General features: G+C 42.6%; 20 protein-coding genes and 1 riboswitch. Of the genes, 4 read left to right on the top strand and 16 right to left on the bottom strand.

Features of this window, described 5'->3' with window-relative positions; genetic code table 11:
• Positions 1–201 precede the first annotated feature (201 nt).
• On the top strand, positions 202–2,424 hold the full coding sequence (locus tag ACFX4H_RS17770; protein WP_483878268.1) for an MMPL family transporter: 2,223 nt from the start codon (positions 202–204) through the stop codon (positions 2,422–2,424).
• Positions 2,425–3,138: 714 nt separating this feature from the next.
• Positions 3,139–3,672 (top strand): YceI family protein, encoded by a 534-nt coding sequence (locus ACFX4H_RS17765; RefSeq protein ID WP_377435955.1) that lies wholly within the window; start codon positions 3,139–3,141, stop codon positions 3,670–3,672.
• Between the two features lie 56 nt (positions 3,673–3,728).
• Here ACFX4H_RS17765 and ACFX4H_RS17760 read toward each other — a convergent pair whose 3' ends face one another.
• Positions 3,729–4,784, bottom strand: a complete 1,056-nt coding sequence (locus tag ACFX4H_RS17760) for a FecCD family ABC transporter permease (protein WP_241636566.1) — start codon at positions 4,782–4,784, stop codon at positions 3,729–3,731.
• Positions 4,781–5,785, bottom strand: coding sequence for a FecCD family ABC transporter permease (locus ACFX4H_RS17755; RefSeq protein ID WP_063589707.1), 1,005 nt, complete (start codon positions 5,783–5,785; stop codon positions 4,781–4,783). The genes ACFX4H_RS17760 and ACFX4H_RS17755 overlap by 4 nt, the downstream gene beginning before the upstream one ends.
• A 190-nt stretch (positions 5,786–5,975) precedes the next feature.
• Here ACFX4H_RS17755 and ACFX4H_RS17750 point away from each other — a divergent pair, with 190 nt between their 5' ends.
• Positions 5,976–6,965: an ABC transporter substrate-binding protein gene (locus ACFX4H_RS17750; RefSeq protein WP_034309908.1), complete on the top strand. Its 990-nt coding sequence runs from the start codon at positions 5,976–5,978 to the stop codon at positions 6,963–6,965.
• A gap of 66 nt (positions 6,966–7,031) precedes the next feature.
• Here the strand turns inward: ACFX4H_RS17750 and ACFX4H_RS17745 are convergent, their stop codons facing one another.
• From ACFX4H_RS17745 to secA, 9 genes are all read right to left on the bottom strand, one after another.
• Entirely contained in the window at positions 7,032–8,225 is a 1,194-nt protein-coding gene (locus ACFX4H_RS17745; protein WP_084738155.1) for a PDZ domain-containing protein, read from the bottom strand.
• 192 nt (positions 8,226–8,417) lie between these two features.
• Positions 8,418–9,842 carry a S41 family peptidase gene (locus ACFX4H_RS17740; RefSeq protein WP_063589706.1) on the bottom strand — a complete coding sequence of 475 codons (1,425 nt, stop codon included), beginning with the start codon at positions 9,840–9,842 and terminating at the stop codon, positions 8,418–8,420.
• Between the two features lie 141 nt (positions 9,843–9,983).
• Positions 9,984–11,375: a murein hydrolase activator EnvC family protein gene (locus tag ACFX4H_RS17735; RefSeq protein ID WP_241636571.1), complete on the bottom strand. Its 1,392-nt coding sequence runs from the start codon at positions 11,373–11,375 to the stop codon at positions 9,984–9,986.
• Between the two features lie 93 nt (positions 11,376–11,468).
• On the bottom strand, positions 11,469–12,362 hold the full coding sequence (gene ftsX, locus ACFX4H_RS17730) for a permease-like cell division protein FtsX (RefSeq protein WP_034309901.1): 894 nt from the start codon (positions 12,360–12,362) through the stop codon (positions 11,469–11,471).
• Positions 12,352–13,038 (bottom strand): cell division ATP-binding protein FtsE, encoded by a 687-nt coding sequence (gene ftsE, locus ACFX4H_RS17725; RefSeq protein ID WP_034309898.1) that lies wholly within the window; start codon positions 13,036–13,038, stop codon positions 12,352–12,354. Before ftsE ends, ftsX begins: the two co-directional genes overlap by 11 nt.
• A gap of 293 nt (positions 13,039–13,331) precedes the next feature.
• Complete coding sequence (cccB, locus tag ACFX4H_RS17720) at positions 13,332–13,673, bottom strand: cytochrome c551 (RefSeq protein ID WP_249598022.1); 342 nt, start codon at positions 13,671–13,673, stop codon at positions 13,332–13,334.
• A 49-nt stretch (positions 13,674–13,722) separates the two neighbouring features.
• Entirely contained in the window at positions 13,723–14,586 is an 864-nt protein-coding gene (locus ACFX4H_RS17715) for a YitT family protein (protein WP_249598023.1), read from the bottom strand.
• 157 nt (positions 14,587–14,743) lie between these two features.
• Positions 14,744–15,842, bottom strand: a protein-coding gene (gene prfB, locus ACFX4H_RS17710; RefSeq protein ID WP_223255851.1) for a peptide chain release factor 2 whose coding sequence is annotated in 2 segments (ribosomal slippage) — positions 14,744–15,778 and positions 15,780–15,842 — 1,098 coding nt in all. Because the reading frame shifts where the segments join, the coding sequence is not laid out codon by codon here.
• Between the two features lie 151 nt (positions 15,843–15,993).
• Positions 15,994–18,507 carry a preprotein translocase subunit SecA gene (secA, locus tag ACFX4H_RS17705; protein ID WP_034309885.1) on the bottom strand — a complete coding sequence of 838 codons (2,514 nt, stop codon included), beginning with the start codon at positions 18,505–18,507 and terminating at the stop codon, positions 15,994–15,996.
• Positions 18,508–18,926: 419 nt separating this feature from the next.
• Here secA and ACFX4H_RS17700 point away from each other — a divergent pair, with 419 nt between their 5' ends.
• On the top strand, positions 18,927–19,250 hold the full coding sequence (locus ACFX4H_RS17700) for a helix-turn-helix domain-containing protein (protein ID WP_057278132.1): 324 nt from the start codon (positions 18,927–18,929) through the stop codon (positions 19,248–19,250).
• A gap of 131 nt (positions 19,251–19,381) precedes the next feature.
• Here the strand turns inward: ACFX4H_RS17700 and sinI are convergent, their stop codons facing one another.
• The 5 genes from sinI to flgM all read right to left on the bottom strand — a co-directional run bounded on the left by sinI (position 19,382) and on the right by flgM (position 21,799).
• Positions 19,382–19,522 carry a DNA-binding anti-repressor SinI gene (gene sinI, locus ACFX4H_RS17695; RefSeq protein ID WP_377435954.1) on the bottom strand — a complete coding sequence of 47 codons (141 nt, stop codon included), beginning with the start codon at positions 19,520–19,522 and terminating at the stop codon, positions 19,382–19,384.
• 30 nt (positions 19,523–19,552) lie between these two features.
• Positions 19,553–19,638, bottom strand: a riboswitch (cyclic di-GMP riboswitch).
• Between the two features lie 158 nt (positions 19,639–19,796).
• Positions 19,797–19,979, bottom strand: a complete 183-nt coding sequence (locus ACFX4H_RS17690) for a hypothetical protein (RefSeq protein WP_377435953.1) — start codon at positions 19,977–19,979, stop codon at positions 19,797–19,799.
• Positions 19,980–20,160: 181 nt separating this feature from the next.
• A complete protein-coding gene (gene hpf, locus ACFX4H_RS17685; protein ID WP_048684017.1) occupies positions 20,161–20,718 on the bottom strand; it encodes a ribosome hibernation-promoting factor, HPF/YfiA family in 558 nt (185 codons plus the stop codon).
• A gap of 338 nt (positions 20,719–21,056) precedes the next feature.
• Complete coding sequence (locus ACFX4H_RS17680; RefSeq protein WP_377435952.1) at positions 21,057–21,455, bottom strand: flagellar protein FlgN; 399 nt, start codon at positions 21,453–21,455, stop codon at positions 21,057–21,059.
• 80 nt (positions 21,456–21,535) lie between these two features.
• Complete coding sequence (gene flgM / locus ACFX4H_RS17675; RefSeq protein WP_377435951.1) at positions 21,536–21,799, bottom strand: flagellar biosynthesis anti-sigma factor FlgM; 264 nt, start codon at positions 21,797–21,799, stop codon at positions 21,536–21,538.
• Positions 21,800–22,116 lie beyond the last annotated feature (317 nt).

The raw sequence follows: 22,116 nt of genomic DNA, 5'->3' as shown, positions 1-22,116 counted from the left end.
ATTTAACTCCCCGATCTTCAAAATTTAATTGAAATTAGGTAAATAAGTACTTTTCCCCTATATATCGATGAGCCTATTTTCATGTCATTAACGACTTGAAGAGTTTAGTAGTTGGAGTGAGCATACCCATTTTTGTATAAGTCAACATCACACCACTATAATGAAATGAGGATAAAAAATTTAAAAAGCGGGGTGCCTACATTGGACGAATCAATAATAGGAAGACTTGGCAGGATGATGACTGGAAAAACCAGTCGTTGGGTTGTCATTGCCGCATGGATAATTGCAGCAATCGCATTAACCTTCACATTGCCTGCCGTTAATGATCGAACAGCAAATAATGCCTCAGACTTGCCTGAAGACTCACCTTCTGTCGTGGCTGATGAACTTATTAAAGAAGAGTTTCCAAATTCCTCCGGAATACCTGCCCTGCTTACATGGCATCGGAAAGGTGGACTGACAGAGGCCGACTTGGCTGAAATCCAGTATCTTTCCAAGGAACTGACAGATAATCCATTGACACAGCAATCTTTCTTACCGCCGCTTCATGAAATTCCGTTGCCTGCTCTTAAAGGATCGGTTTCAGAAGATGGAACGACTTTCGTACAGCCGCTTTTCTTTAAAGAAAAGACCGAGACTGAAATTCTCGAAAAAAATCTTGAAAGCCTTAATGAAGCAGTAACGGAGCGCATTGGAACGGACCCATTCAAGGTCCCGACCGATTCAGATGAATTATCCCTTCGAGTGACAGGCCCTGTAGGAATATCAGTCGATGCAACGGGTTTATTTTCAGGTGCTGATTTCAAATTGCTTTTAGCGACAGTAATACTTGTACTTGTCGTATTATTACTCATTTACCGCTCTCCGCTTTTAGCCATAATTCCTTTAATCGGAGTAGGCTTCGCCTATATTGTCACAAGCCCGATCCTTGGCTTCATGGCAGATCATGGTTGGATTACAGTCGATTCACAGGCCATTTCAATCATGACCGTATTATTATTCGGTGCCGGAACGGACTATTGCCTATTTTTAATTTCTCACTACAGAAGTGAATTAAGGAATCATGAAAACAAACGGGAAGCCATGATCGCCGCATTTAAAGATTCATCAGGCGCCATTGCGATGAGCGGCCTAACGATCGTCATCTCCCTGCTAACATTGCTTGTAGCCAAATACGGAGCCTACCACCGTTTCGCTGTACCATTCAGCTTGTCGATTTTAATCATGATGCTGGCAGCTTTAACACTTGTACCTGCATTGCTTTCTGTATTCGGAAGGGCTTCCTTCTTCCCAATCGTCCCGCGTACACCTGAAATGGCAGAAGCACGGGCCAAGAAAAAGGGAAAAGCCGTCAAAAAGCATAAAGAAGGCCGCATCGGTAACTGGATTGGCCATATCGTCACAACCAAGCCATGGACCGTCATTCTTACATGCCTGATCATCTTCAGTGTTTTAGCTGGATATTCTTCACAAATAAAATATTCATATGATATTCTCTCTTCCTTCCCTGAAGATATGAACTCCCGTGAAGGCTATTCTGTCATTTCCGACTCGTATTCACCAGGCGAACTGGCACCGGCGACAGTGGTTGTCGATACGGATGGTGAAGATATTGATTTAGCACCGGCATTAAAAGGGATGGATATTGTGGAAACTGTTGCCGATCCAGTCTCAAGTAAATCGAATGAAGATCTACAATCCTATGAGGTCACATTCAACATCAACCCATATGATATCGAGGCCATAGATTCCATTCCGGATATCCGCACAATGGCGGAGAAAGAATTGAAAGCCGCCAATATATCTTCCGTAGATGAAAAGGTTTGGGTTGGAGGGCAGACTGCGACTCAATTCGATAAAAGGGATACCGTCAAATCCGATGAATTCTTGATCATCCCGATCATCATCGTCCTGATTTCCCTGCTCCTTTTAGCCTACTTGCGATCTGTGACAGCCATGGTGTATTTAATGGGGACAGTCATTCTCTCATTCTTTGCAGCTATGGGGTTAGGTTGGATTATCCTGCACCATTTCATGGGTGTCGATGCGATAGAGGGGACAATTCCACTTTATTCTTTCGTATTCCTGGTCGCACTTGGAGAAGATTATAATATTTTCATGGTTTCAAGCATTTGGCGTAAGAAAGAAACGATGCCAATCAAGCAGGCCATCAGAAAGGGCGTTGCCGAAACTAGCGGTGTCATCACCTCCGCCGGAATAATCTTGGCAGCCACTTTTTCCGTTCTAGCCACACTTCCGATTCAAGTATTGGTCCAATTCGGGCTCATTACCGCCCTTGGTGTTTTAATGGACACATTCATTGTGCGCCCGTTCCTTGTTCCTGCAATCACCTCCCTCCTTGGCCGCCGTGCTTTTTGGCCGGGTAAAGTGACCAATCAAGAAGAGAAAGAACAGGCCAATTAATAAAGATGTCCGCTTTACCCTTCTTCATTAAAAACCCTGTGCCCCATAAATGTACAGGGTTTGAGTTTGTAGACAAAAGGGGTTTTACCTGAAATTTCAAAACAAAGTCGATTGTAACGGAGGGTGCGAGACTCCTGCGGGAAAAGCGCGCCGAGGAGGCTTCCGGACCGCCCGCGGAAAGCGAGTGCCTGGAGTTGAAATCATCATTCGAGTTTGTCTACAGTCTGAAAAACCTGTGCCCCANNNCGCGCCGAGGAGGCTTCCGGACCGCCCGCGGAAAGCGAGTGCCTGGAGTTGAAATCATCATTCGAGTTTGTCTACAGTCTGAAAAACCTGTGCCCCATAAATGCACAGGGTTTGAGTTTGTAGACAAAAGGGTTTTTACCTAAAATTTCAAAACAAAGTCGATTGTAACGGAAGGTGCGAGACTCCTGCGGGAAAAGCGCGTCGAGGGGAGACCCCGCAGGCGCAAGGCGCCGAGGAGGCTTCCGGACCGCCCGCGGAAAGCGAGTGCCTGGAGTTGAAATCATCATTCGAGTTTGTCTACAGTCTGAAAAAGCTGTGCCCCATAAATGCACAGGGTTTTTCATGTTTTCAAAATTAAGGAAAACTTTCAGTTGACACTATTGCTTTCAGCTCTTATAATTACATTAAGTTAAGATATCTCAAATTAAAGATATATAAATTCAAGATTAATAAACAGGAGGAATAAATATGACAAATACAAAATGGATAGTCGACCCGACTCACAGCACTATTGAATTTTCCGTAAAACATATGATGATCGCCAAAGTAAAAGGAAGTTTTAATAAGTTCGAGGCAAGCATTCTAGCAAACCCATCGGATCTAACGACTGCAGAGATTGATTTTACCGTTGATGTGGCCAGTATCGACACACGCAATGCAGACAGGGACAATCACTTACGTTCCGCTGACTTCTTTGATGTAGAAAAAAGCCCTACATTAACATTCAAATCAACGAAAATCGTGAAAACGGATGAAGATGAATACGATGTAACTGGAAATGTGACTCTTAATGGAGTTACACAAGAAGAAACTTTCAGCATCACCTTCGAAGGCCAAGGGAAAGATCCATGGGGAAATGAAAAAGCAGGCTTCAGCGGAAAAGGGAAAGTCAAACGCAGTGATTATGGTCTAACCTATAACGCGGCATTAGAAACAGGTGGCGTACTGATCGGCGATCAAATCACGCTTACCATCGAAATCGAAGCAGCTAAAGAAGCTTAAAGAAATAAAGAAGCAGCCATCCCTAGGATGACTGCTTCTTTTTGCATTTACCGAAATTACGAATTTCTCGTTTTATATAGTAAATAAATGAAGTATGGTGCCCCGATGCTCGCTGTGAAGACACCAGCCGGTATTTCCAAAGGTGAGAATAAAGTCCGTCCAATCAAATCCGCCACCATAACCAGGATGCCGCCAAGCAAAGCCGAAGTCGGCAGTAACACTCCAAAACTAGAACCAACCAGCCTTCTGGCCATGTGCGGTGCCATTAATCCCACAAACCCTATTCCCCCAGCAAAAGCTGTGGAACCGCCAATCAAGGCCGTACTGATCATCAATAATGTAAACCGCTGTTTTTGGACATGCCCCCCAAGCCCCGTTGCCAGGTCATCGCCTAGCTCCTGTAAATTAATATTCCTGGCATACAGGAAGGCAATTAACAGGAATAGAATAGTCCATGGTGCCAGTACAGCGATATTATTCCAAGTGGAGGTGGACACTGACCCGGTGATCCAAAGGTTTGCCTGGCTCGCTTGAAAGACGGGGCCAAGAATCATCATCATCGTAGTGAGCGCCTTCATTAAAGCCATCACCCCAATCCCGATCAACACAAGCCTGATCGGGGGAACCCCATTTTTCCAGGCTAATGAATAAACGAGTAAGGCCACGACTGTCGCCCCAATGAATGCAGCTAACGGCAGCCAATTGATGCTCACCGTTAATGAATGGTTCTTATCGCTAAAAATGGCCAAGAATCCAACGACCGCTACAGTCGCTCCTCCCGTAATCCCCAAGATATCAGGCGAAGCAAGTGGATTTCGAATCATCCCTTGAAGGATTCCCCCAGCTACAGCAAGGCCCATCCCTACCAACAGGGCAACAATTATTCTAGGCAGGCGGAAAGAGTGGATAATAAGCCGGTCGCTCTCCGTCCCCCCTCCGATAAAGACCTGGAGAACGCTTAGCGGATTTATATTCATTTCACCCACTCCAGTACTGATCACAAACACTAGTGAAGTGACTAAAAATAATATGAAAATCACGATCATGGCTTTTTTATCCATCAAGAATGATATTTTTTCATTAAACAAACGAAAGCTCTTATATGACTTCATCGACCGCTGAACCCCTTTCTAGCTATATAAATAAAGAATGGGGTCCCGATTATGGCTGTCATGACTCCAACCGGAACTTCTCGAGGCATCAGGATATACCTGGAAATGACATCGGCTGCAATCAAAAGCACCGCCCCGAAAAGTCCAGAGAAGGGAATCAACCAGCGATGATCGATGCCAACTATAGAACGGGTAAGATGCGGAACGACGATTCCTATAAAGCCAATCGGACCCGCAACCGCTACTGATCCGCCAGAGAGCAGGATGATTGCCAGCCCCAGGACCAGTTTAAGGAATGCTATATTCAGTCCAAGACCCTTTGCAACATCTTCACCCATGGATAACACATTCATTTTACCGGACATGATCAAGGCAAGGGCCCAGCCTGCGGCAAGATAAGGCAGGACGGCAACTAAATTGTCCAGGCTTCTACCGGAAACGGATCCGGCAAGCCAGAATAGGACTTGCTCTAAAAGAGCCTCATTAGAAACAAGAAGGCCTTGTGTAAGTGAGGCTACCATTGCCGTCATGGCTGCACCTGCCAATGTCAGCTTCATCGGTGTCAAGCCGCCGCGTCCCATGCTTCCTATCATAAATATGCTTATCGCGGCTATGGCGGCCCCAAGGAATGAAAGCCATGTGAATACTTGAAGATTGCTTATCCCAAAAACGGTGACACCGGTGACCACCGCCAATCCCGCCCCGGCGTTGACCCCGAATATATCCGGGGAGGCGAGGGGGTTTTTAGTTAGCGTTTGCATCAAAACCCCGGAGATGGCTAAACTTGCACCGATGGCCGAAGCGATCAGGGCACGCGGAAGTCTGACTGATTGAATGACAATGTGTTCGTTCGTCCCATTGAAATCGGTAAAAGCATCGATGGCCATTTTCCATGTTGTATCCGTATAACCGTATACAATGCTTGAGCACAGTAAAAACAGCAGCAAAAGAATGGTAATGAACAGCCCCATCCATTTCTGCCATGAATTTTTTAATAACATATCCAGTTACCTTTCCAGTCACGTTTGTATATCAGTATTTAATTCAATTGTACTGGCGTTAACAGGATTATGTCAACGAATTTGAGAATCATTTTCAATTATATATTGACAGAAAAGTATATTCATTTTATGATGATGCTGTTAAGTGCGAATGATTATCATTTGCTGACAAATTGGGAGGGATACATAGATGTTTAGATTTAAGTCTTTATTAACGCTTTTCACAATATTTGCAGTCTTCCTTCTAGCAGCTTGCGGGAACTCGGATGAAAAGGCCGATGGAAATAAAGCTGAAGACAAGAAAGAGGAGAAAAGCTACACAATTGAGCATGCCATGGGCACTGCCGAGTTGAAAGAAACGCCTAAAAGAGTCGTCGTTTTAACAAATGAAGGTACTGAAGCATTGATCGCTTTAGGAATTAAACCTGTTGGTGCCGTTCAATCATGGCTTGGTGACCCTTGGTATGACCATATTAAAGATGATATGGATGGGGTCGAAGTTGTTGGTGTTGAACATGAAGTTAACTTAGAGAAAATCGCATCACTGAAGCCTGACTTGATTATCGGAAGCAAGATACGCCAAGAAGCTGTTTATGATAAATTAAATGCAATCGCCCCTACCGTTTTCTCGGAAACGCTAAGAGGAGATTGGAAAGAGAACTTCAAACTTTATGCAAAAGCCTTGAACCTTGAAGAAAAAGGTAACGATGTAATTGCGGAATTCGATAAAAATACTGAAGATCTTAAAGCTAAATTGGGTGATAAAGTAAATCAAGAAGTTTCCATTGTTCGTTTCATGGCTGGAACTACTCGTATTTATTACACAGATTCATTCTCTGGAGTGATTTTCGATCAATTAGGATTTAAACGTGCAGAACAACAGAAGGAACTTTTCACTGCAGATAATAAATTAGGCAACCTTGCCATTGAGGTTGGAAAAGAAGTCATCCCTAAAATGGATGGAGATATTCTCTTCTACTTCACCTACGCTCCTGAAGGCGACAAACAAGCCCTAAGCACAGCAAAAGAGTGGACGAATGATCCACTTTGGAAAAACCTTGATGCAGTCAAAAACGGAAATGCCCATGAGGTCAGCGACGCAACATGGAATACAGCTGGCGGAGTAATTGCAGCTAATAAAATGCTGGAAGATATAGAAAAAATCATGCTTGAAAAGTAATAACACGTTTCCATTGAAAAAGGCCTTTCTCGATATAATTCGAGAAAGGCCTTTTATTTTATATCATTAACCCACTTGTCCGCTTTCCTTCAATTGATCGTCAACGAACAAGAGGCCCAGTTCGTAATGCTCCCCGTCAAATAGAGCTCTTTGCACAAAACGAATCTGTTCATTATTATCGATGACCTCGAGCTTGCAATGTGCCCGGTTTATTTGTAGCGCCCTGTATAGCTCTTCTTCTTCCCTGACGACGACCCCATTTATTTTCGAAATGACCTCGCCTTTTTGCAACCCCATTTTATCTGCCGGAGATTGAGGGATAACGCCTAAGATCTGGACACCCAGCTTACTTTTCGAAAAATAAAAAGGAAGCTTTTGATCCATTGCCTTTTGGGAATGATGCAGGAATTCACGGCAAAGGATTGCCAAAACAACCGTTATGATTGCCAATGGAGGGTACCAGTAACCAACTGCAGCCAATACCGTAATCACAATTCCCAATGCCCCTACCTTTTTGCCTTGCGCCTTAATTGCCAGTTCCGGGAGCGTCCCATGAACTTGTTGCTTAAAGCCGATTAAAATGGGCAGTACGATCGGCGACAGGGACATGTCCCCGATTGTAAAAACCGGATACCATTCGAAAGGCGCTGGAAGTTCTCCTCCAGGAATCATAACGAACATGGGAATTAGCCATACCCGCTGTGAAACATACACACCTATCGGCTGCCCCCTTTTGGATACCTCCAAGTGAGGAGAGACCTTTTTACTTCCATTAGCAACGATCAAAAACCCTTCAGCAATCAGTAATAACCCCATTAAAATAACAAGTGTCGGATATACGGACCGATCTAGCTGATTAAGGGCATCCTGAAATAACGTCAGCTCGATATCTCTATCATAAAGAAAGAACAGGATAAAGAAAGTGAGCCCCATTGTATAAACGGGGGAAACAAACCTCTTTTTCATGGATAGCATCGCCAAAACCGTAACCACTGCCATGATGGACATTGCCGCCAAAGGAATGGCAAGTCCGGTGGCCAGCGTGAGGAAGGAAAGGATCAATCCCCCTATCAATCCTTGAGGCAGCATGGAACGCAGCTCCATGGAAAAACTGTAGATCTTCGTATTAAAATCATGGCGTTCCCGTTTAACGCGAAGATAGCCGATGAATAAGCAATAGGCAATCGAAACATAAAGCAAAGGGTGAAGGAAAAGTTTTCCTAATCCCATTAAGCATGCAATCAGCCAATCCGTTGTCAATTTCTTTCCACCATCCTCAAAAGTAATCAAAATTTTGTCAAACTTCGTTCTGGTCAGTTACCTCCTATTCTATCAAAAATGTAGCCTCCATGCCTATTAAGATGCAGAAAAATTAGGTTTATCTCAAGTTAGCAGGCAAGGAACGATTAAATGCAAAAGAGGCACCGCTCCAAGGGGAACGATGCCATCAAGTTACTTCACTAAATAATTCAAAGCCGTGCGTAACTGGATATCATTATCTTCATCCTGGATCTTTTCCAGAATGGCGGATTCCAGATGCGCTGCGGTTTTAGCATCCAGCTTACCGGTCACTTCCAGGCCGAATTGTTTTTGGAATGCCTTTACTGCGATTTCTGTACTCCAATCATAATATCCATCCTCACGCCCCGGTTCAAATCCGAGTCCTTTCAGAATGCTTTGGGCATACTGGATTTGTTCATCATTCATATCCCGCTCCAACACCTTCTCAATCGCCAGCTGATGGGCATCAAAATACTCCGGTTGCTTGACTTTGATCGTCGGTTCGATCCCTTTTTTATGGATCCAGTTCCCTGAAGGAGTCAGCCACTTATATAACGTAAGTTTAATCTTACTGCCATCACCCATTGGTACAGCTTGCTGTACTGTGCCTTTACCGAAAGTCTTCTCGCCAACCAATGGATAGCCTCCCGCCTCTTGCATGGCGCCAGCCAGGATTTCCGAGGCAGATGCGCTCCCTTTATCCGTCAAGACGGCAATGGGATAACTTTTCGCTTTCTTAAGGCTTGTGAAAAACGATTGTGTTTCCCCCGTTCTTTCTGCAATTTGCAAATAGGGCTTGTCTTTTGTGATGAACTCGCCAAGAATCGTTTCCACACTGGAAAGAAGGCCGCCTGGATTGCCGCGTACATCTATGACCAAGCCCTTGATTCCCGTCTTTTCCAGCTTCTTAATCTGCTTTTTGAAATCACTTGCAGTATTTTCCGAGAATGTGGTCAACTCGATATAACCGATTTGTTCTCCGCCGACTTCCTTAATTGATGAAAATACGGTATCCAATGGAATTTCGGCGCGCACCATATTGAATTCAAGTGGATTATCAATCCCTGCCCGCTTTATTTCCATTTTGACGGGTGACCCTTTTTCGCCGCGGATTTTCAGGCGTGTTTCATACAGATCCAGCCCTTCTACACTTTCACCATTCACCTTGAGGATTTGATCTTTCGGCTTTAATCCAGCTTTTTCTGCAGGTGAGTCTTTGTAAGGAGAAACAATTATGACCTTACCATCTTCCATTCCGATTTCAGTCCCGATCCCTTCAAAAGAGGAGTCCAGGGTTTCATTGAATTGCTTAGCGGTCTCCTTGTCCATATATACGGAATAAGGATCTTTCAGTGCTGACAGCATGCCTTGGATGGCACCCTCCACCAGGTTGGAGCCGTCCACCTGCTCTACATACTGACTTACGATTAAGCCGTAAGCTTGTTCCACTTTTGCCCATTCCTTATCCTTCGATATTTCTTGGCTTTCATCCTTTGCTTCATTCTTGGCCGGAAGGCTTGTCCAATATATGCCCCCCACTGCTCCAATGGCTAGTGACATGATGATTGCTAGAGGAAGTACCCATTTTTTGACCATATTTATCCCCATTTCTGACCTGATATGTATTTCACTATATGAGGGGAATGAAAAGAATATGCTTATAGAAAATGATGACACCACATAAAAAAACAGACAAGGAATTTATCCTGGTCTGTTTTTCATTTGATATATTGGGTATTAATTAGGTATATAGTTTAATGGATTAACAGCATTTGACTTGCTATAATTCCATGAGCCTTTATGTAGCTCAAAGTGTAAATGCTGACCATATGAATGTCCTGTGTTACCCATGATGCCCACTTGTTGACCTTTGGCAACTACAGCACCTTCGCCTACTTGTCTAGAACTTAAGTGTGCATACACAGTAGTCCATTGCTGACCGCTGATCGAGTGGGTAACGAAGACGACGTTACCGTATGTACTTGAGAAGTAAGAACGGCTTACGACCCCGTCGGCTGCCGCTACAACCGGAACCGTTCCACTAGCAGCTATATCGATGCCGGCATGCTGTTTATTCCAGCGTTCACCCATTGTTGAAGATACATATCCTGCACTAGGTCTAGTGAAAGTACCCGATGATACGGCTGGCGCTTGACTTACATTAGACGAAGCGGGTGAAGATGATGATGAACTGTTGCTTTTTGCACTATATCCTGAAGAAGTGGATTGTTTTTTTGTTTCGGTTGCCTGTGATGCTTGTGATGCTGCTTGTGCAGCCGCTTGTGCAGCTTCTTGCTCTGCACGTTTTTTCGCTTCGGCTGCCGCTTTTTTACGAGCTGCTTCCAATTCGGCAAGACGTTGATGTTCCAAGCTGATGGCTGATTTGATGGCTCTTTCTTGAGCAGCAAGATTCGCTTTTTCTTCCTCTAGACCCATCTTCTCATGTTCATGCTTTTCAGTTTGTTGCTTTAATTTTTTAACCAATGCATCCTTTTCTTGCTTCTGCTTTTTTTGTTGCTTTTGAATTTCCAATAGTTCAGCTTTTGCCACTTCTAAACTGGCAAGCTTCGTTTCAACGGCTTTTTGCTTTTCTTCGAGATCTTTTTTATCCAGCTCATGCTGCTTTAAAATATCGCGGTCGGCTTCAGCGATTGTCGCTACAGCTCCGACACGGTCAACTAAATCCCCAAAACTTGATGATCCGAATAATACTTCAAGGTAGTTCACGTCCCCGCCAGTCTCCTGGAAAGAAAGTGCCCTTTCCTTCAATACTTCATTACGTTTCGCGATCCGCTCTTTTAATACTTTAATCTCTTCTTTCAATGCCTCGATTTCTTTTTTCGTTTGTGTAATTTCAGCATTTTTAGCATCGATTTTTTTTGCGGACTCTTCGATTTTCGCTTCAATGGCAGCGATTTGGTCTTCTGCTGTCATTTGCTTATCCTGCAGGCTATCGATTTTCTTTTCCGTCTCGGAAATATTCGATTCAACACCTGAACGTTTTTCCTGGATGGATTCTTTCTGTTTCTCTAAATCCGATATAGACTCAGCATAAACCGAAGGTGCCGCTAGAATGCTTCCCAACCCGATCATGATGGAGGCATTCATGGCAATGATATTTTTTTTCACGTTTCATTTCCCCTTTCAACCCGTTACATCCTTGCCTTGTAACGTCTCTCTATTTATGTCTGGCTACTTTTGGCTTTCGAGTAAAGATACAATTTAAACTTTCAAGAACTTCCTGACGGACATCAAGCTGCCCCATATTCCGATAACCGCACCAATTACGATGAGGATGGCCGATACTTGATAAATAAACGGATTTGCAGGCAGGAAATCTATGAATTTGAACGTAATCTGCGGTGCTGCATATTTATAAAGATTATAGTAGAGTACTGCAATCAGTCCTATCGGAATGATGGAACCGAGGACTCCCAACCAAAGTCCTTCCAAGAAGAATGGCCAACGGATGAATGTATTCGTCGCTCCTACCAATCTCATGATCTCAATTTCTTTTCTTCTGGCTACAATGGTAATTTTAATCGTATTCGAAATCAGGAACATTGCAGTAAATAGTAAGCCTACAATAAGAACGATCCCTATGTTTCTAGCAATATTAACAAAGCTGAATAGTTTCTCGACGTAGCCTTGTCCATATTTAACACTTTGGATATATTCCATACCTTCGATTTTCTTTGCCACCTTGATGACATCTTGCGGAGATTTCGTTTTGATAACATAAACGTCCCTTAATGGGTTATCCTGTTCAAATGGTTTAAAAGCCTCACCATTATCTCCTAAATCATCTATTAAATTAGTAAGCTCTTCATCTTTTGGAGAGAAAATCACTGATTCGATACCGTTTATCTCCGTAATTTGCTTACCGATAGCTTTTATATCGTCATCATTCGCCGCATTATCAATATGTGCACGAACTTCGACATCTTTCTCCACATTTCCCGCGATATGATTTAAATTCATCATGAGCACTAAAAAGACGCCAACCAAAGTTAGAGTGACCGTTACTGCACTGACTGAAGCAAACGTCATCCATCCATTACGGCCAATATTTTTAAAACTTTCACGGAAGTGACGGAGCAATGTTCTAAATTTCATATCCGTAATCACCTCGATGTTCATCGCGAACTATTTTTCCACTTTCAATGGCAATGACACGTCGTTTAATATTGTTGACGATGTCCCTATTATGTGTAGCCATGACCAGTGTAGTTCCGCGTTTATTAATTTCTTCGAATATGTTCATGATTTCCCATGATGTTTCGGGATCAAGATTACCTGTAGGCTCGTCGGCTATGACTACCTTGGGATCATTGACGATCGAACGGGCTATTGCAACCCTTTGCTGTTCCCCGCCAGATAACTCGGAAGGAAGCATTCTCGCTTTATGTTTAATGCCAACCAGATCAAGAACTTCCATGACTCTCTTTTTGATTTCTTCTGGTTCCTTTTCAATAACTTCCATGGCAAAAGCAACATTTTCATATGCAGTGAATGTTTGAAGGAGTTTAAAATCTTGGAATACCATACCGATATTACGGCGGAATAGAGGAACTTTCGAATTGCGGATACTTGGCAGGCTTACGCCATTGACCAAAATATTACCGCTTGTAGGCTTTTCTTCCCTATACATCATTTTGATGAAGGTCGATTTTCCGGCACCGCTCGGACCCACTACATAAACGAATTCGCCTGGCTTTATTTTCACATTGATTCCATTAATGGCAATTACGCCATTTGGGTATGTCTTTTTCACATCTATCATTTCTATCATTCTAAAACCACCTAATTTGCTTGGATTATCACTATGTATCTACAGCTTTTCGACAATTTTCACTGAAATCTGACAGGAATCTTCCTTACTTGAGCACAGAAACATTATAACATCATATTTTGTCAAATTAAGCATAAAAAATATTACAGTTTCATTTCAGTTAGACATATATCAACATCTATGTAATAATTCCAGGATTTGATTGCTTGATAAGTGGTTGATTCGCGAGTTATTTTGAGGGTTTAATGGAGGCTAAATGAAACGTCCCGCTAAGCAGAACGTTTCATTAATCATTATTTATGTCCAGCAAGCCATTCAGCGACCATGCTCGCTTCCTTGCCCTTGATTATACCTTTTGGCATTCCGCCTTGACCATTCGCAATGACTTTTTCAATGTCTTCTTTTGATAGCTTGGAACCTACCTTCGTCAAGTTCGGTCCCACGCCGCCTTCAAGATTCACTGCATGGCAGCTTGAACATTTGTTTTCATAAATTTTTGCGGCATCACCGGCACCTGCCGTAGACGTTTCGCTATTTTCACTTGCAGGCTCTTTATCTGCAGCATCATCGTTCCCACCGCATGCAGCCAAGGCCAAAGAAGTACCCAGAATTAAGGCTAACCACTTCATTTTCATTGAACTTACCCCCTCTGATTTATACCAGCACAAGAACATTATACCAATTTCAATCCAGTTTAAAACCCTCCCCAAGTACCTCCGATGCGTCCATTACAATTACAAACGCTTTAGGGTCAACGAGTTTCACCAATTGTTTCAATTTGGTGAATTCCGACTGGTCTATTACACACATCAAAATTGGACGAGTATCATCCGTATAGCCGCCATACCCGGATATGCCTGTTACACCCCGGTCCAGCTCATGTATGATAGCATCCCTTACTTCCATTTCTTTATTCGTGATGATCAGTGACATCTTCGAACGGTTCAATCCAATCTGGACAAGGTCGATCGTCTTGCTTGTCACATATAGTCCAATCAATGCATAAAGGCCTTTTTCAATATCAAAAACGATGGCAGCACTTAAAACGATGATTCCATCAATGACAGCCACACAGGTCCCCAATGACAGATGGGTATATTTATGGAAAATCTGTGCCGCCAAATCGGTCCCCCCAGTGGAACCCTTGCCGCGAAAGACGATCCCCAGCCCAAGCCCGACCATCATCCCCCCGCAAATCGAACCAAGCAATGCATCATTCGTCCATGCTTCCCAATCATTTGTCAGAAATACCACTAAAGGCAGAAACAAGGTTCCAATCAGGCTTTTGGCTCCGAAATGCCTTCCGAGGATAATAAGCCCCGCAATGAACAAAGGGATATTAAAACCCCAAAGAACATAAGCCGGCTCCCAACCGAGAGTTGAATCGAGAATCGTGCTAATCCCGCTGACCCCTCCGGATGCGACCTGGTTAGGCAGTAAAAACACATTAAAACCAATGGCAATTATGGACGAACCGACAATCACCAATCCATACTCCGTTAACTTTTGAACGAAAGGGTGCCTCCGCTCCCTGTATCTTCTCTTCATTTTGCATAAGTCTCCTCGAACCATCATTATTATCTAGTATTGGCCGAACGAGGTAGAGCATCCCTTTTCAATCCTGTAAATGTCAGCCAGAAGATTCATTAAAAAGGGAAACCATAAAAAAAGGCCGGACCGGGGAAACCGGTCCGACTGGCTGATCTTATAATTTTGAACGCAAGTACGCATCAATGAACATATCGATATCCCCATCCATGACAGCTCCCAAGTTTCCGGTCTCCGCACTAGTACGGTGATCTTTAACCATGGAATACGGATGGAAAACATAAGAACGAATTTGGCTTCCCCAGCCAATTTCCTTTTGCTCCCCGCGGATTTCATCCAATTCAGCTTGTTGCTGTTCAATTTCACGTTGATACAATTTGGCTTTCAGCATATTCATGGCCTGGGCCTTGTTTTTGATTTGAGATCTCTCGTTTTGGCACGTCACCACGGTGTTCGTAGGTAAATGGGTGATCCGGACCGCAGAGTCCGTTGTATTGATATGCTGACCACCTGCACCACTTGCCCGGTACGTATCGATTTTCAAATCTTCCGTTCGTACTTCTATATTGATCGTCTCATCGAATTCCGGCATGACTTCACATGAAACGAATGAAGTGTGGCGTCGTCCTGAGGAATCGAAAGGAGAAATACGGACAAGACGGTGTACCCCTTTTTCCGCTTTCAAATAACCATAGGCGTTATGGCCTTTGAAAATTAAAGTGACACTCTTGATCCCAGCTTCATCACCTGGTAGGTAATCAAGGGTTTCCACTTTAAAGCCTCTTTTTTCACCCCATCTTGTATACATGCGCAACAGCATGGAACCCCAATCCTGGGACTCGGTACCGCCTGCACCAGGATGCAGTTCAAGAATGGCATTTTTCGAGTCATATTCTTCACTTAATAAAAGTTGAAGTTCAAAGTCATTCATCTTTTGTGCAAGAACCGTGATTTCTTCTTCCAGCTCAGCTAAAAGTTCTTGATCATTCTCCTCTTTCACTAATTCATATGTCAAATCCAGATTTTCATATGATTCATTCAGGTCGGACAATTGATTGACTTGTTCTTTCAAAGCATTCGTTTCATTGATGACAGTTTGTGCTTTTTGCTGATCATTCCAAAAATCGGGATGTGTCATCTCATTTTCTAGCTGTGCGATTCGTGCCTCTTTTTCATCTAAGTCAAAGAGACCCCCTAAAGTCCGTTAATCGCTGCGCTGTCCGTTCAAGTTCATTTCTTATTTCTGCTAATTCCATTTCTCTTCACCTCATTAAGTATGTTAAAAAAAATCCCTGAAGAGGGATTCCCTTCATTACAATAAACCTCTTTAAACTATATGCAAACTAAACATGAAAAGAGGCGGCTAGCCTTGGACTTAACCGTCTCATCTTCATTATACACCTAACTTTAGCCTAAATTGCCATGGCAATTCTTATATTTTTTACCGCTGCCGCATGGGCATAACGCGTTTCTTCCAACGTCTTCCTTTTTACGGGCTGGGGCTTTTTTCACTTTTCCCCCGTCTTCTTCCTTCGGATTGACCGCTTGTCCTTTTATGACTTCCTTGCGTTCCAAATTGTTGCGGATTTCAGCCTTCATGATGTATTTCGCGACTTCATCTTCCATTGAAGCAATCATCGCTTCAAACATTGCAAAACCTTCAGATTGATATTCACGAAGCGGATCGATTTGGCCATAAGCACGAAGGTGGATCCCTTGTCGCAGCTGCTCCATTGCATCAATATGGTCCATCCACTTACTATCGACTGCACGAAGAACGATTACTTTTTCGAATTCACGCATTTGTTCTTCAGATAGCTCTTCTTCTTTTTGGTCATAGCCTTCTTTCACTTTTGCTAAAATGAACTCAACCAATTCCGATTCGTTTTTTCCTTCCAAATCAGCCACAGTGATTGAACCTTCATTGAATAGGTTACCATTCAGATAGTCGACAAGGCCTTGTAAATTCCAGCCTTCCTCATCGCCCATTGGTGCAAACGCGACAACATTTCGCTGGATGGATGCCGTGATCATCGTTTCGACGATTTCACGTAAGTTTTCACTTTCCATGACATCGAAACGCTGTTTATAGATAATTTCCCGTTGTTGACGGAGAACATCATCATACTGCAGTAATTGCTTACGTGAATCGAAGTTATTGCCTTCGACCCGTTTCTGTGCGGATTCAACGGCCCTTGTCACCATTTTACTTTGAATTGGCTGGGAATCATCCATACCTAGGCGTGCCATCATGTTTTTCATGTTATCCGAACCGAAGCGTCGCATCAATTCATCTTCCATTGATAAATAGAATTGAGTGACCCCTGGATCTCCCTGACGGCCGGACCGGCCACGCAGCTGGTTATCTATACGCCTGCTTTCATGACGTTCCGTGCCGATGACAGCAAGGCCCCCAAGCTCCTTGACACCTTCACCAAGCTTGATATCCGTACCGCGACCTGCCATGTTAGTAGCGATCGTAACTGAGCCTTGATTACCCGCATTCGCAATGATTTCCGCTTCACGCTCATGGTTCTTTGCATTCAAAACATCGTGAGGGATGCCTTTTTTGGATAAATAGGCAGATATGACCTCAGATGTTTCGATGGCAACCGTACCGACAAGCACAGGCTGACCCTTTGTATAACGTTCGGCGATATCTTCCACAACAGCCTTGAATTTCCCATCAGTTGTCGCATATATAAGATCTGCCCTGTCATCCCTGATGATATTCCTGTTTGTCGGGATCGCAATGACATTCATATTATAAATATTACGGAATTCCTCTTCTTCCGTTTTGGCTGTACCGGTCATACCTGAAAGTTTTTCATACATCCTGAAATAGTTCTGGAATGTAATCGTCGCAAGAGTCATGCTTTCATTTTGAATTTCGAGTCCTTCTTTCGCTTCGATCGCCTGGTGGAGACCTTCACTGTAACGGCGGCCTTTCATCAAACGGCCAGTGAATTGGTCAACGATGACTATCTCGCCTTCCTGGACGACATAATCCACATCCAAATGCATGGAAACATGAGCCTTTAACGCCTGATTGATATGATGATTCAAAGTAACGTGACTAATATCGAATAAATTATCGATATTAAACGCTTTTTCAGCTCGATTCATCCCATCTTCCGTCAGCTGAACACCTTTTGTCTTTTCATCATATGTGTAGTCCGTATCTTTCTTTAAGGTTCTTACAAACGCATTGGCCTGGATATAGAGCTGAGCCGATTTCTGTGCCGAACCGGAAATGATCAATGGCGTTCTCGCCTCATCAATCAAAATCGAATCGACCTCATCGATGACAGCGAAGTGCAGCGGACGCTGTACCATTTGTTCTTTATATAACACCATATTGTCACGAAGATAATCAAAACCTAACTCATTATTCGTACTGTACGTAATATCAGCATTATACGCTGCCTGCTTTTCTTCTTTAGAATGACTGTTCAAATTCAACCCGACGGTCAAACCGAGGAAATCATACAAAACACCCATTTCGGTGGCATCACGGTGTGCCAAGTATTCATTGACGGTAACGACATGTACACCTTTACCGGTAAGCGCGTTTAAATAAACCGGCATCGTGGATGTTAAGGTTTTACCTTCCCCTGTTTTCATCTCGGAGATATTTCCATCATGAAGGGATGCCCCACCCATGATTTGAACACGGTAAGGATATAAGCCCAGAGCACGCTTTGCCCCTTCACGCGCAACCGCAAAAGCCTCGACAAGCAAATCATCAACGGTTTCCCCATTTTGATAACGCTCTTTAAACTCTTCCGTTTTGGCACGCAACTGTTCATCCGATAACGCAGCAGTCTCATCAGCCAGCGCTTCGACCTGATCGGCGATTTTTTCTAAACGTTTGATTTCTCGCTTATTCGGATCAAAAACTTTATTTAATATATTAAGCATTCAATAACGCTCCTCTATTATGGTAATGATCGTTCAATGACAAAATTCATATAAGTAAGAAGAAACACACCTTCTATTATTACTAATGCACGCTTAATTTTACCACTTCTATCATAGAGGTACAACTTCATGTCACTTCGCTGGTATAGACCTGAATGCAATTCTTGCGAAAAACAATGGATAAATGAGGAGGAAAACTGTTAAAATAGGAGGAAGTATAAAAAATATGTTGCAAACTCCCCACTATTCCATATGCAAATGTGAATTATCCACAACCTTCCATCACTAGATGCTGTGTCCTCTCTAGAGATAGCATGTCAAGGTAATCCAACCTTACAGGCGTCATGTTTTGAATGATAAGGTGGGCTGCCGAAACTTATTAGCGGAAGATAAATAGAACATGTTTCGAGGTGGTATTGATGATTGGTGAACGTGTAAAAAAACTGCGAGAAGAAAAGAAAATGTCGATGACTGAACTTGCCGATAAAGCAGGCGTTGCAAAGTCTTATTTAAGTTCGCTCGAGCGGAACTTACAAACGAATCCTTCTATTCAATTTCTTGAAAAAATCTCCTCCGTACTTAACATCCCTGTTGATGCCCTGCTTTACGATGCACCAAATAAGGAAACCTTGGACAATGACTGGATGAGAATCGTTGAGGAAGCCATGAATTCGGGTGTCTCAAAACAACAATTCAGGGAATTCATCGAGTTTAATAAATGGAGAAAAGATAAAGAAGAGTAGAGTGGTAGTGCACTAGTTTACCTACATAATCCTAAGCTAGACTCACAAGAGTCCCAAGGAAGAATAAACCCTATAAACAGCCAATGAATCGAACCACTGTTTATAGGGATGTTCTCGAATTTGTTCGGAACCTATTTTCCATCGCTCTCCTCAAATATTGCCTCAGGGCTTTCCCGTTTAAAAAAAGCAATGATTTCCTCTTTTTTGAAACCCAAGCTTCTTGCTTCAGAAATCAATTTCACCCATTCTTGATCCATTTCCACATTAGCCACCTCTTCTACCTCCTAAAATACTCTTGTATTTCAGGCAGACCAGCCATCATAGTCACAAGGACCTTAGACCTGTGCCTTTGCGCCCTCATTTTTCAAGGAGTTTGCCTTTGTCGTGGTATTTATTACCAAATACATTACCTATAATCATATTATAACGGATACGCACTCCATATATTGCTATTTTATGTCGGTAATCCACATAAATGCAAAAACTTTCATCCGACAAAATATTACAATATTAAGAAAATTTGAAGTTCAGGTGATTTTTCATAGACTAATTCAATTTCGTTTTACTCTTCTTAAAATTTCTTTGGGGTGTATTGATTCTCTCGATTGTAAGTGCATCGTGGGCTTTTTGCGAAGTTAAGTCCTCACCGCAGGTAGGACATAGCCACTTTCCATATTCCGCACTGCTAAAAGAAGCCCTTTGGCATGTATGGCAATTCTTTCGATACAAATAATCCAACCCCCTCTGCACCTTGATCAAATTGTTTTCTACAAATAATTCATTGTTCTTTTTAAAGAACTGACAATTCGAGTGTAGTGCAAAAGATATAGGTATTTGAATAGGTGAAATTAACTCATGCAAAAAAGCACAACCCAGAGGCTGGGCTGTGCTTTTGATATTAGAATAATAATTAACTAGGTTCAATCAATCCATAGCGTCCATCCTTTCGGCGGTACACTACGTTTGTTGTATTAGTATCCGCATTCGTGTAAACGAAGAAACTGTGACCAAGCATATTCATTTGTAAAATCGCTTCTTCACTGTCCATTGGCTTTAAATCAAAGCGTTTATTGCGGACTACTTCAATATCATTATCGTCTTCGAATTCATCCACCACTTCGTCAGCTTCCGTATTGAAGGCGAATGCATCGGGTGTAGTCGATAGATTGTTTCGGAACTTGCGATTGACCTTCGTTTTATGTTTACGAATTTGGCGTTCAAGCTTATCATTGATCAAGTCAATGGCAGCATACATATCCGCATTTTCCTCTTCAGCGCGAAGAACCAAATTCTGCATGGGAATCGTCACTTCGACCTTTGATGTATTATTGTTCACTTTTAAATTGACTAACACATTTGCATCTGGTGTATTGTTAAAATATCGTTCTAACTTGCCAATTTTCTTTTCGACGTATTCTCGAATTGCTGGAGTTACCTCAATGTTTTCACCGCGTACGTTGTAATTCATAAAGTGAGTCCTCCTTAAATTAAGACTATACAGTTAGATTCTACAATACCCCTCCGGTTCCTTTTAGAAACACATCATGAAATATGTCGAAATAATGAAACAATTATCGGGAGGTTTGGAAAGGGTTGATGTCTGCCCTAGCTTCATTATATCAAATGCTATGCTAGAAAGAAAAAATTAAGCCTATTTTATTTACAGAAAATTTAAAAACATTTAACATAAAAACCGTTTGGACTCCAAAAGGTAAGGAAATCAATTTCTTTTATCATAGAACACACCATCCACTGATAGACTTTCATACGGATTCGTGTATTTATTGGAAGATTTTTTCTTCTTATTTATTTCCTGGATATCCAGATGAATTGAAGGGACTGATAGATCAATTGCTGATTTAAACCGTTCCGCTCCTTCAGCTTTGCCACTTCACCGATCAATGCCGCTTTTAGCATTTCAAGGACTTCCGTTTCTTCTGGTCCTGTCAGTTCCGTCACGGTATCGATGGAGGCAGGCTGTCCCGCCGTTCCATTGGCTGCAAGAAATTCCTCGACTGCCCTTTCTCTTTCCTTATCCGTCTGACTGATCGCTTTAATATGCTTTTGTTCCGAAATCAGCAGGGCAGTATTCGCCTCGGTATCATTCGCTTTCAAAATGGCCGTTTTTCTTATCGCCAATTGATTGAAGCTTTTATGAAGCTTGAACAATTTTTCAAGCGATCCGATGATGTTCCGTGCAGTCATTTCGTTGCCTCCTCCGCTCATAAATGAAGGACGGAAACTGGCTCAGTCCACTTCATTCAAGCTTCTTTTTCATGGAAAATTCATTTCCGGTAAAAATCGATGAGACCCTTAGCCGTTGCTTGTGCATTCAATTTATAATTTCCTTTTTCAACCTGGATTTTCAGTTCATCCACTTTTGCTTGTCTTGCAGCAAGAATCGGAGATGATTGCTGCATTTCTTTTGCCGCTGAAGAAATTTCAACTTTATCCGAGGATTTGACATTGGATTCTTTGATATTCCCCGTTTTATTGGCTTGAAGATTATAAGGGTTAACACCTGCCATACCAACGTTATTGATTTTCATATTCCAGATCCTCTCCTTCGGTCGATTTTATAAATCCCATTATGTTTCGAATCCTTAACACATGAAAATGGCTCTGGACTGTGTTATTCTCCCTATCTTTATTATCGACAAGGAACGGATTTCTTTAATTGTTTGCTGTAATCATTCCTTCGATACCCATTGTCGAACATTGTTCTCAATATCGAATATTTTAACAAAAACGTCATCATGTTTCCATGAATGAATTACCCTTTTTGCTCATCCTTCATGTAGTACGTATTTTTTTTATCATTTCCTTGAATTTCAGTCAGGCGCATTTCTTCATTTTCAAATGCCTG

Origin of the sequence: Peribacillus sp. YIM B13477 (assembly GCF_042787955.1) — a bacterium.
Classification (GTDB): domain Bacteria; phylum Bacillota; class Bacilli; order Bacillales; family DSM-1321; genus Peribacillus; species Peribacillus frigoritolerans.
The sequence above is the reverse complement of the archived record's forward strand: the minus strand, read 5'-3'. Positions and strand labels throughout refer to the sequence as shown.

What these genes read in the sequence shown, in the direction of transcription:
- ACFX4H_RS17765 (WP_377435955.1), top strand. Translation starts at nt 3,139, where the DNA reads ATGACAAATACAAAATGGATAGTCGACCCGACTCACAGCACTATTGAA.
- ACFX4H_RS17760 (WP_241636566.1), bottom strand. Translation starts at nt 4,784, where the DNA reads ATGAAGTCATATAAGAGCTTTCGTTTGTTTAATGAAAAAATATCATTC.
- ACFX4H_RS17755 (WP_063589707.1), bottom strand. Translation starts at nt 5,785, where the DNA reads ATGTTATTAAAAAATTCATGGCAGAAATGGATGGGGCTGTTCATTACC.
- ACFX4H_RS17750 (WP_034309908.1), top strand. Translation starts at nt 5,976, where the DNA reads ATGTTTAGATTTAAGTCTTTATTAACGCTTTTCACAATATTTGCAGTC.
- ACFX4H_RS17740 (WP_063589706.1), bottom strand. Translation starts at nt 9,842, where the DNA reads ATGGTCAAAAAATGGGTACTTCCTCTAGCAATCATCATGTCACTAGCC.
- ftsX (WP_034309901.1), bottom strand. Translation starts at nt 12,362, where the DNA reads ATGAAATTTAGAACATTGCTCCGTCACTTCCGTGAAAGTTTTAAAAAT.
- ftsE (WP_034309898.1), bottom strand. Translation starts at nt 13,038, where the DNA reads ATGATAGAAATGATAGATGTGAAAAAGACATACCCAAATGGCGTAATT.
- cccB (WP_249598022.1), bottom strand. Translation starts at nt 13,673, where the DNA reads ATGAAAATGAAGTGGTTAGCCTTAATTCTGGGTACTTCTTTGGCCTTG.
- ACFX4H_RS17715 (WP_249598023.1), bottom strand. Translation starts at nt 14,586, where the DNA reads ATGAAGAGAAGATACAGGGAGCGGAGGCACCCTTTCGTTCAAAAGTTA.
- secA (WP_034309885.1), bottom strand. Translation starts at nt 18,507, where the DNA reads ATGCTTAATATATTAAATAAAGTTTTTGATCCGAATAAGCGAGAAATC.
- ACFX4H_RS17700 (WP_057278132.1), top strand. Translation starts at nt 18,927, where the DNA reads ATGATTGGTGAACGTGTAAAAAAACTGCGAGAAGAAAAGAAAATGTCG.
- hpf (WP_048684017.1), bottom strand. Translation starts at nt 20,718, where the DNA reads ATGAATTACAACGTACGCGGTGAAAACATTGAGGTAACTCCAGCAATT.
- ACFX4H_RS17680 (WP_377435952.1), bottom strand. Translation starts at nt 21,455, where the DNA reads ATGACTGCACGGAACATCATCGGATCGCTTGAAAAATTGTTCAAGCTT.
- flgM (WP_377435951.1), bottom strand. Translation starts at nt 21,799, where the DNA reads ATGAAAATCAATAACGTTGGTATGGCAGGTGTTAACCCTTATAATCTT.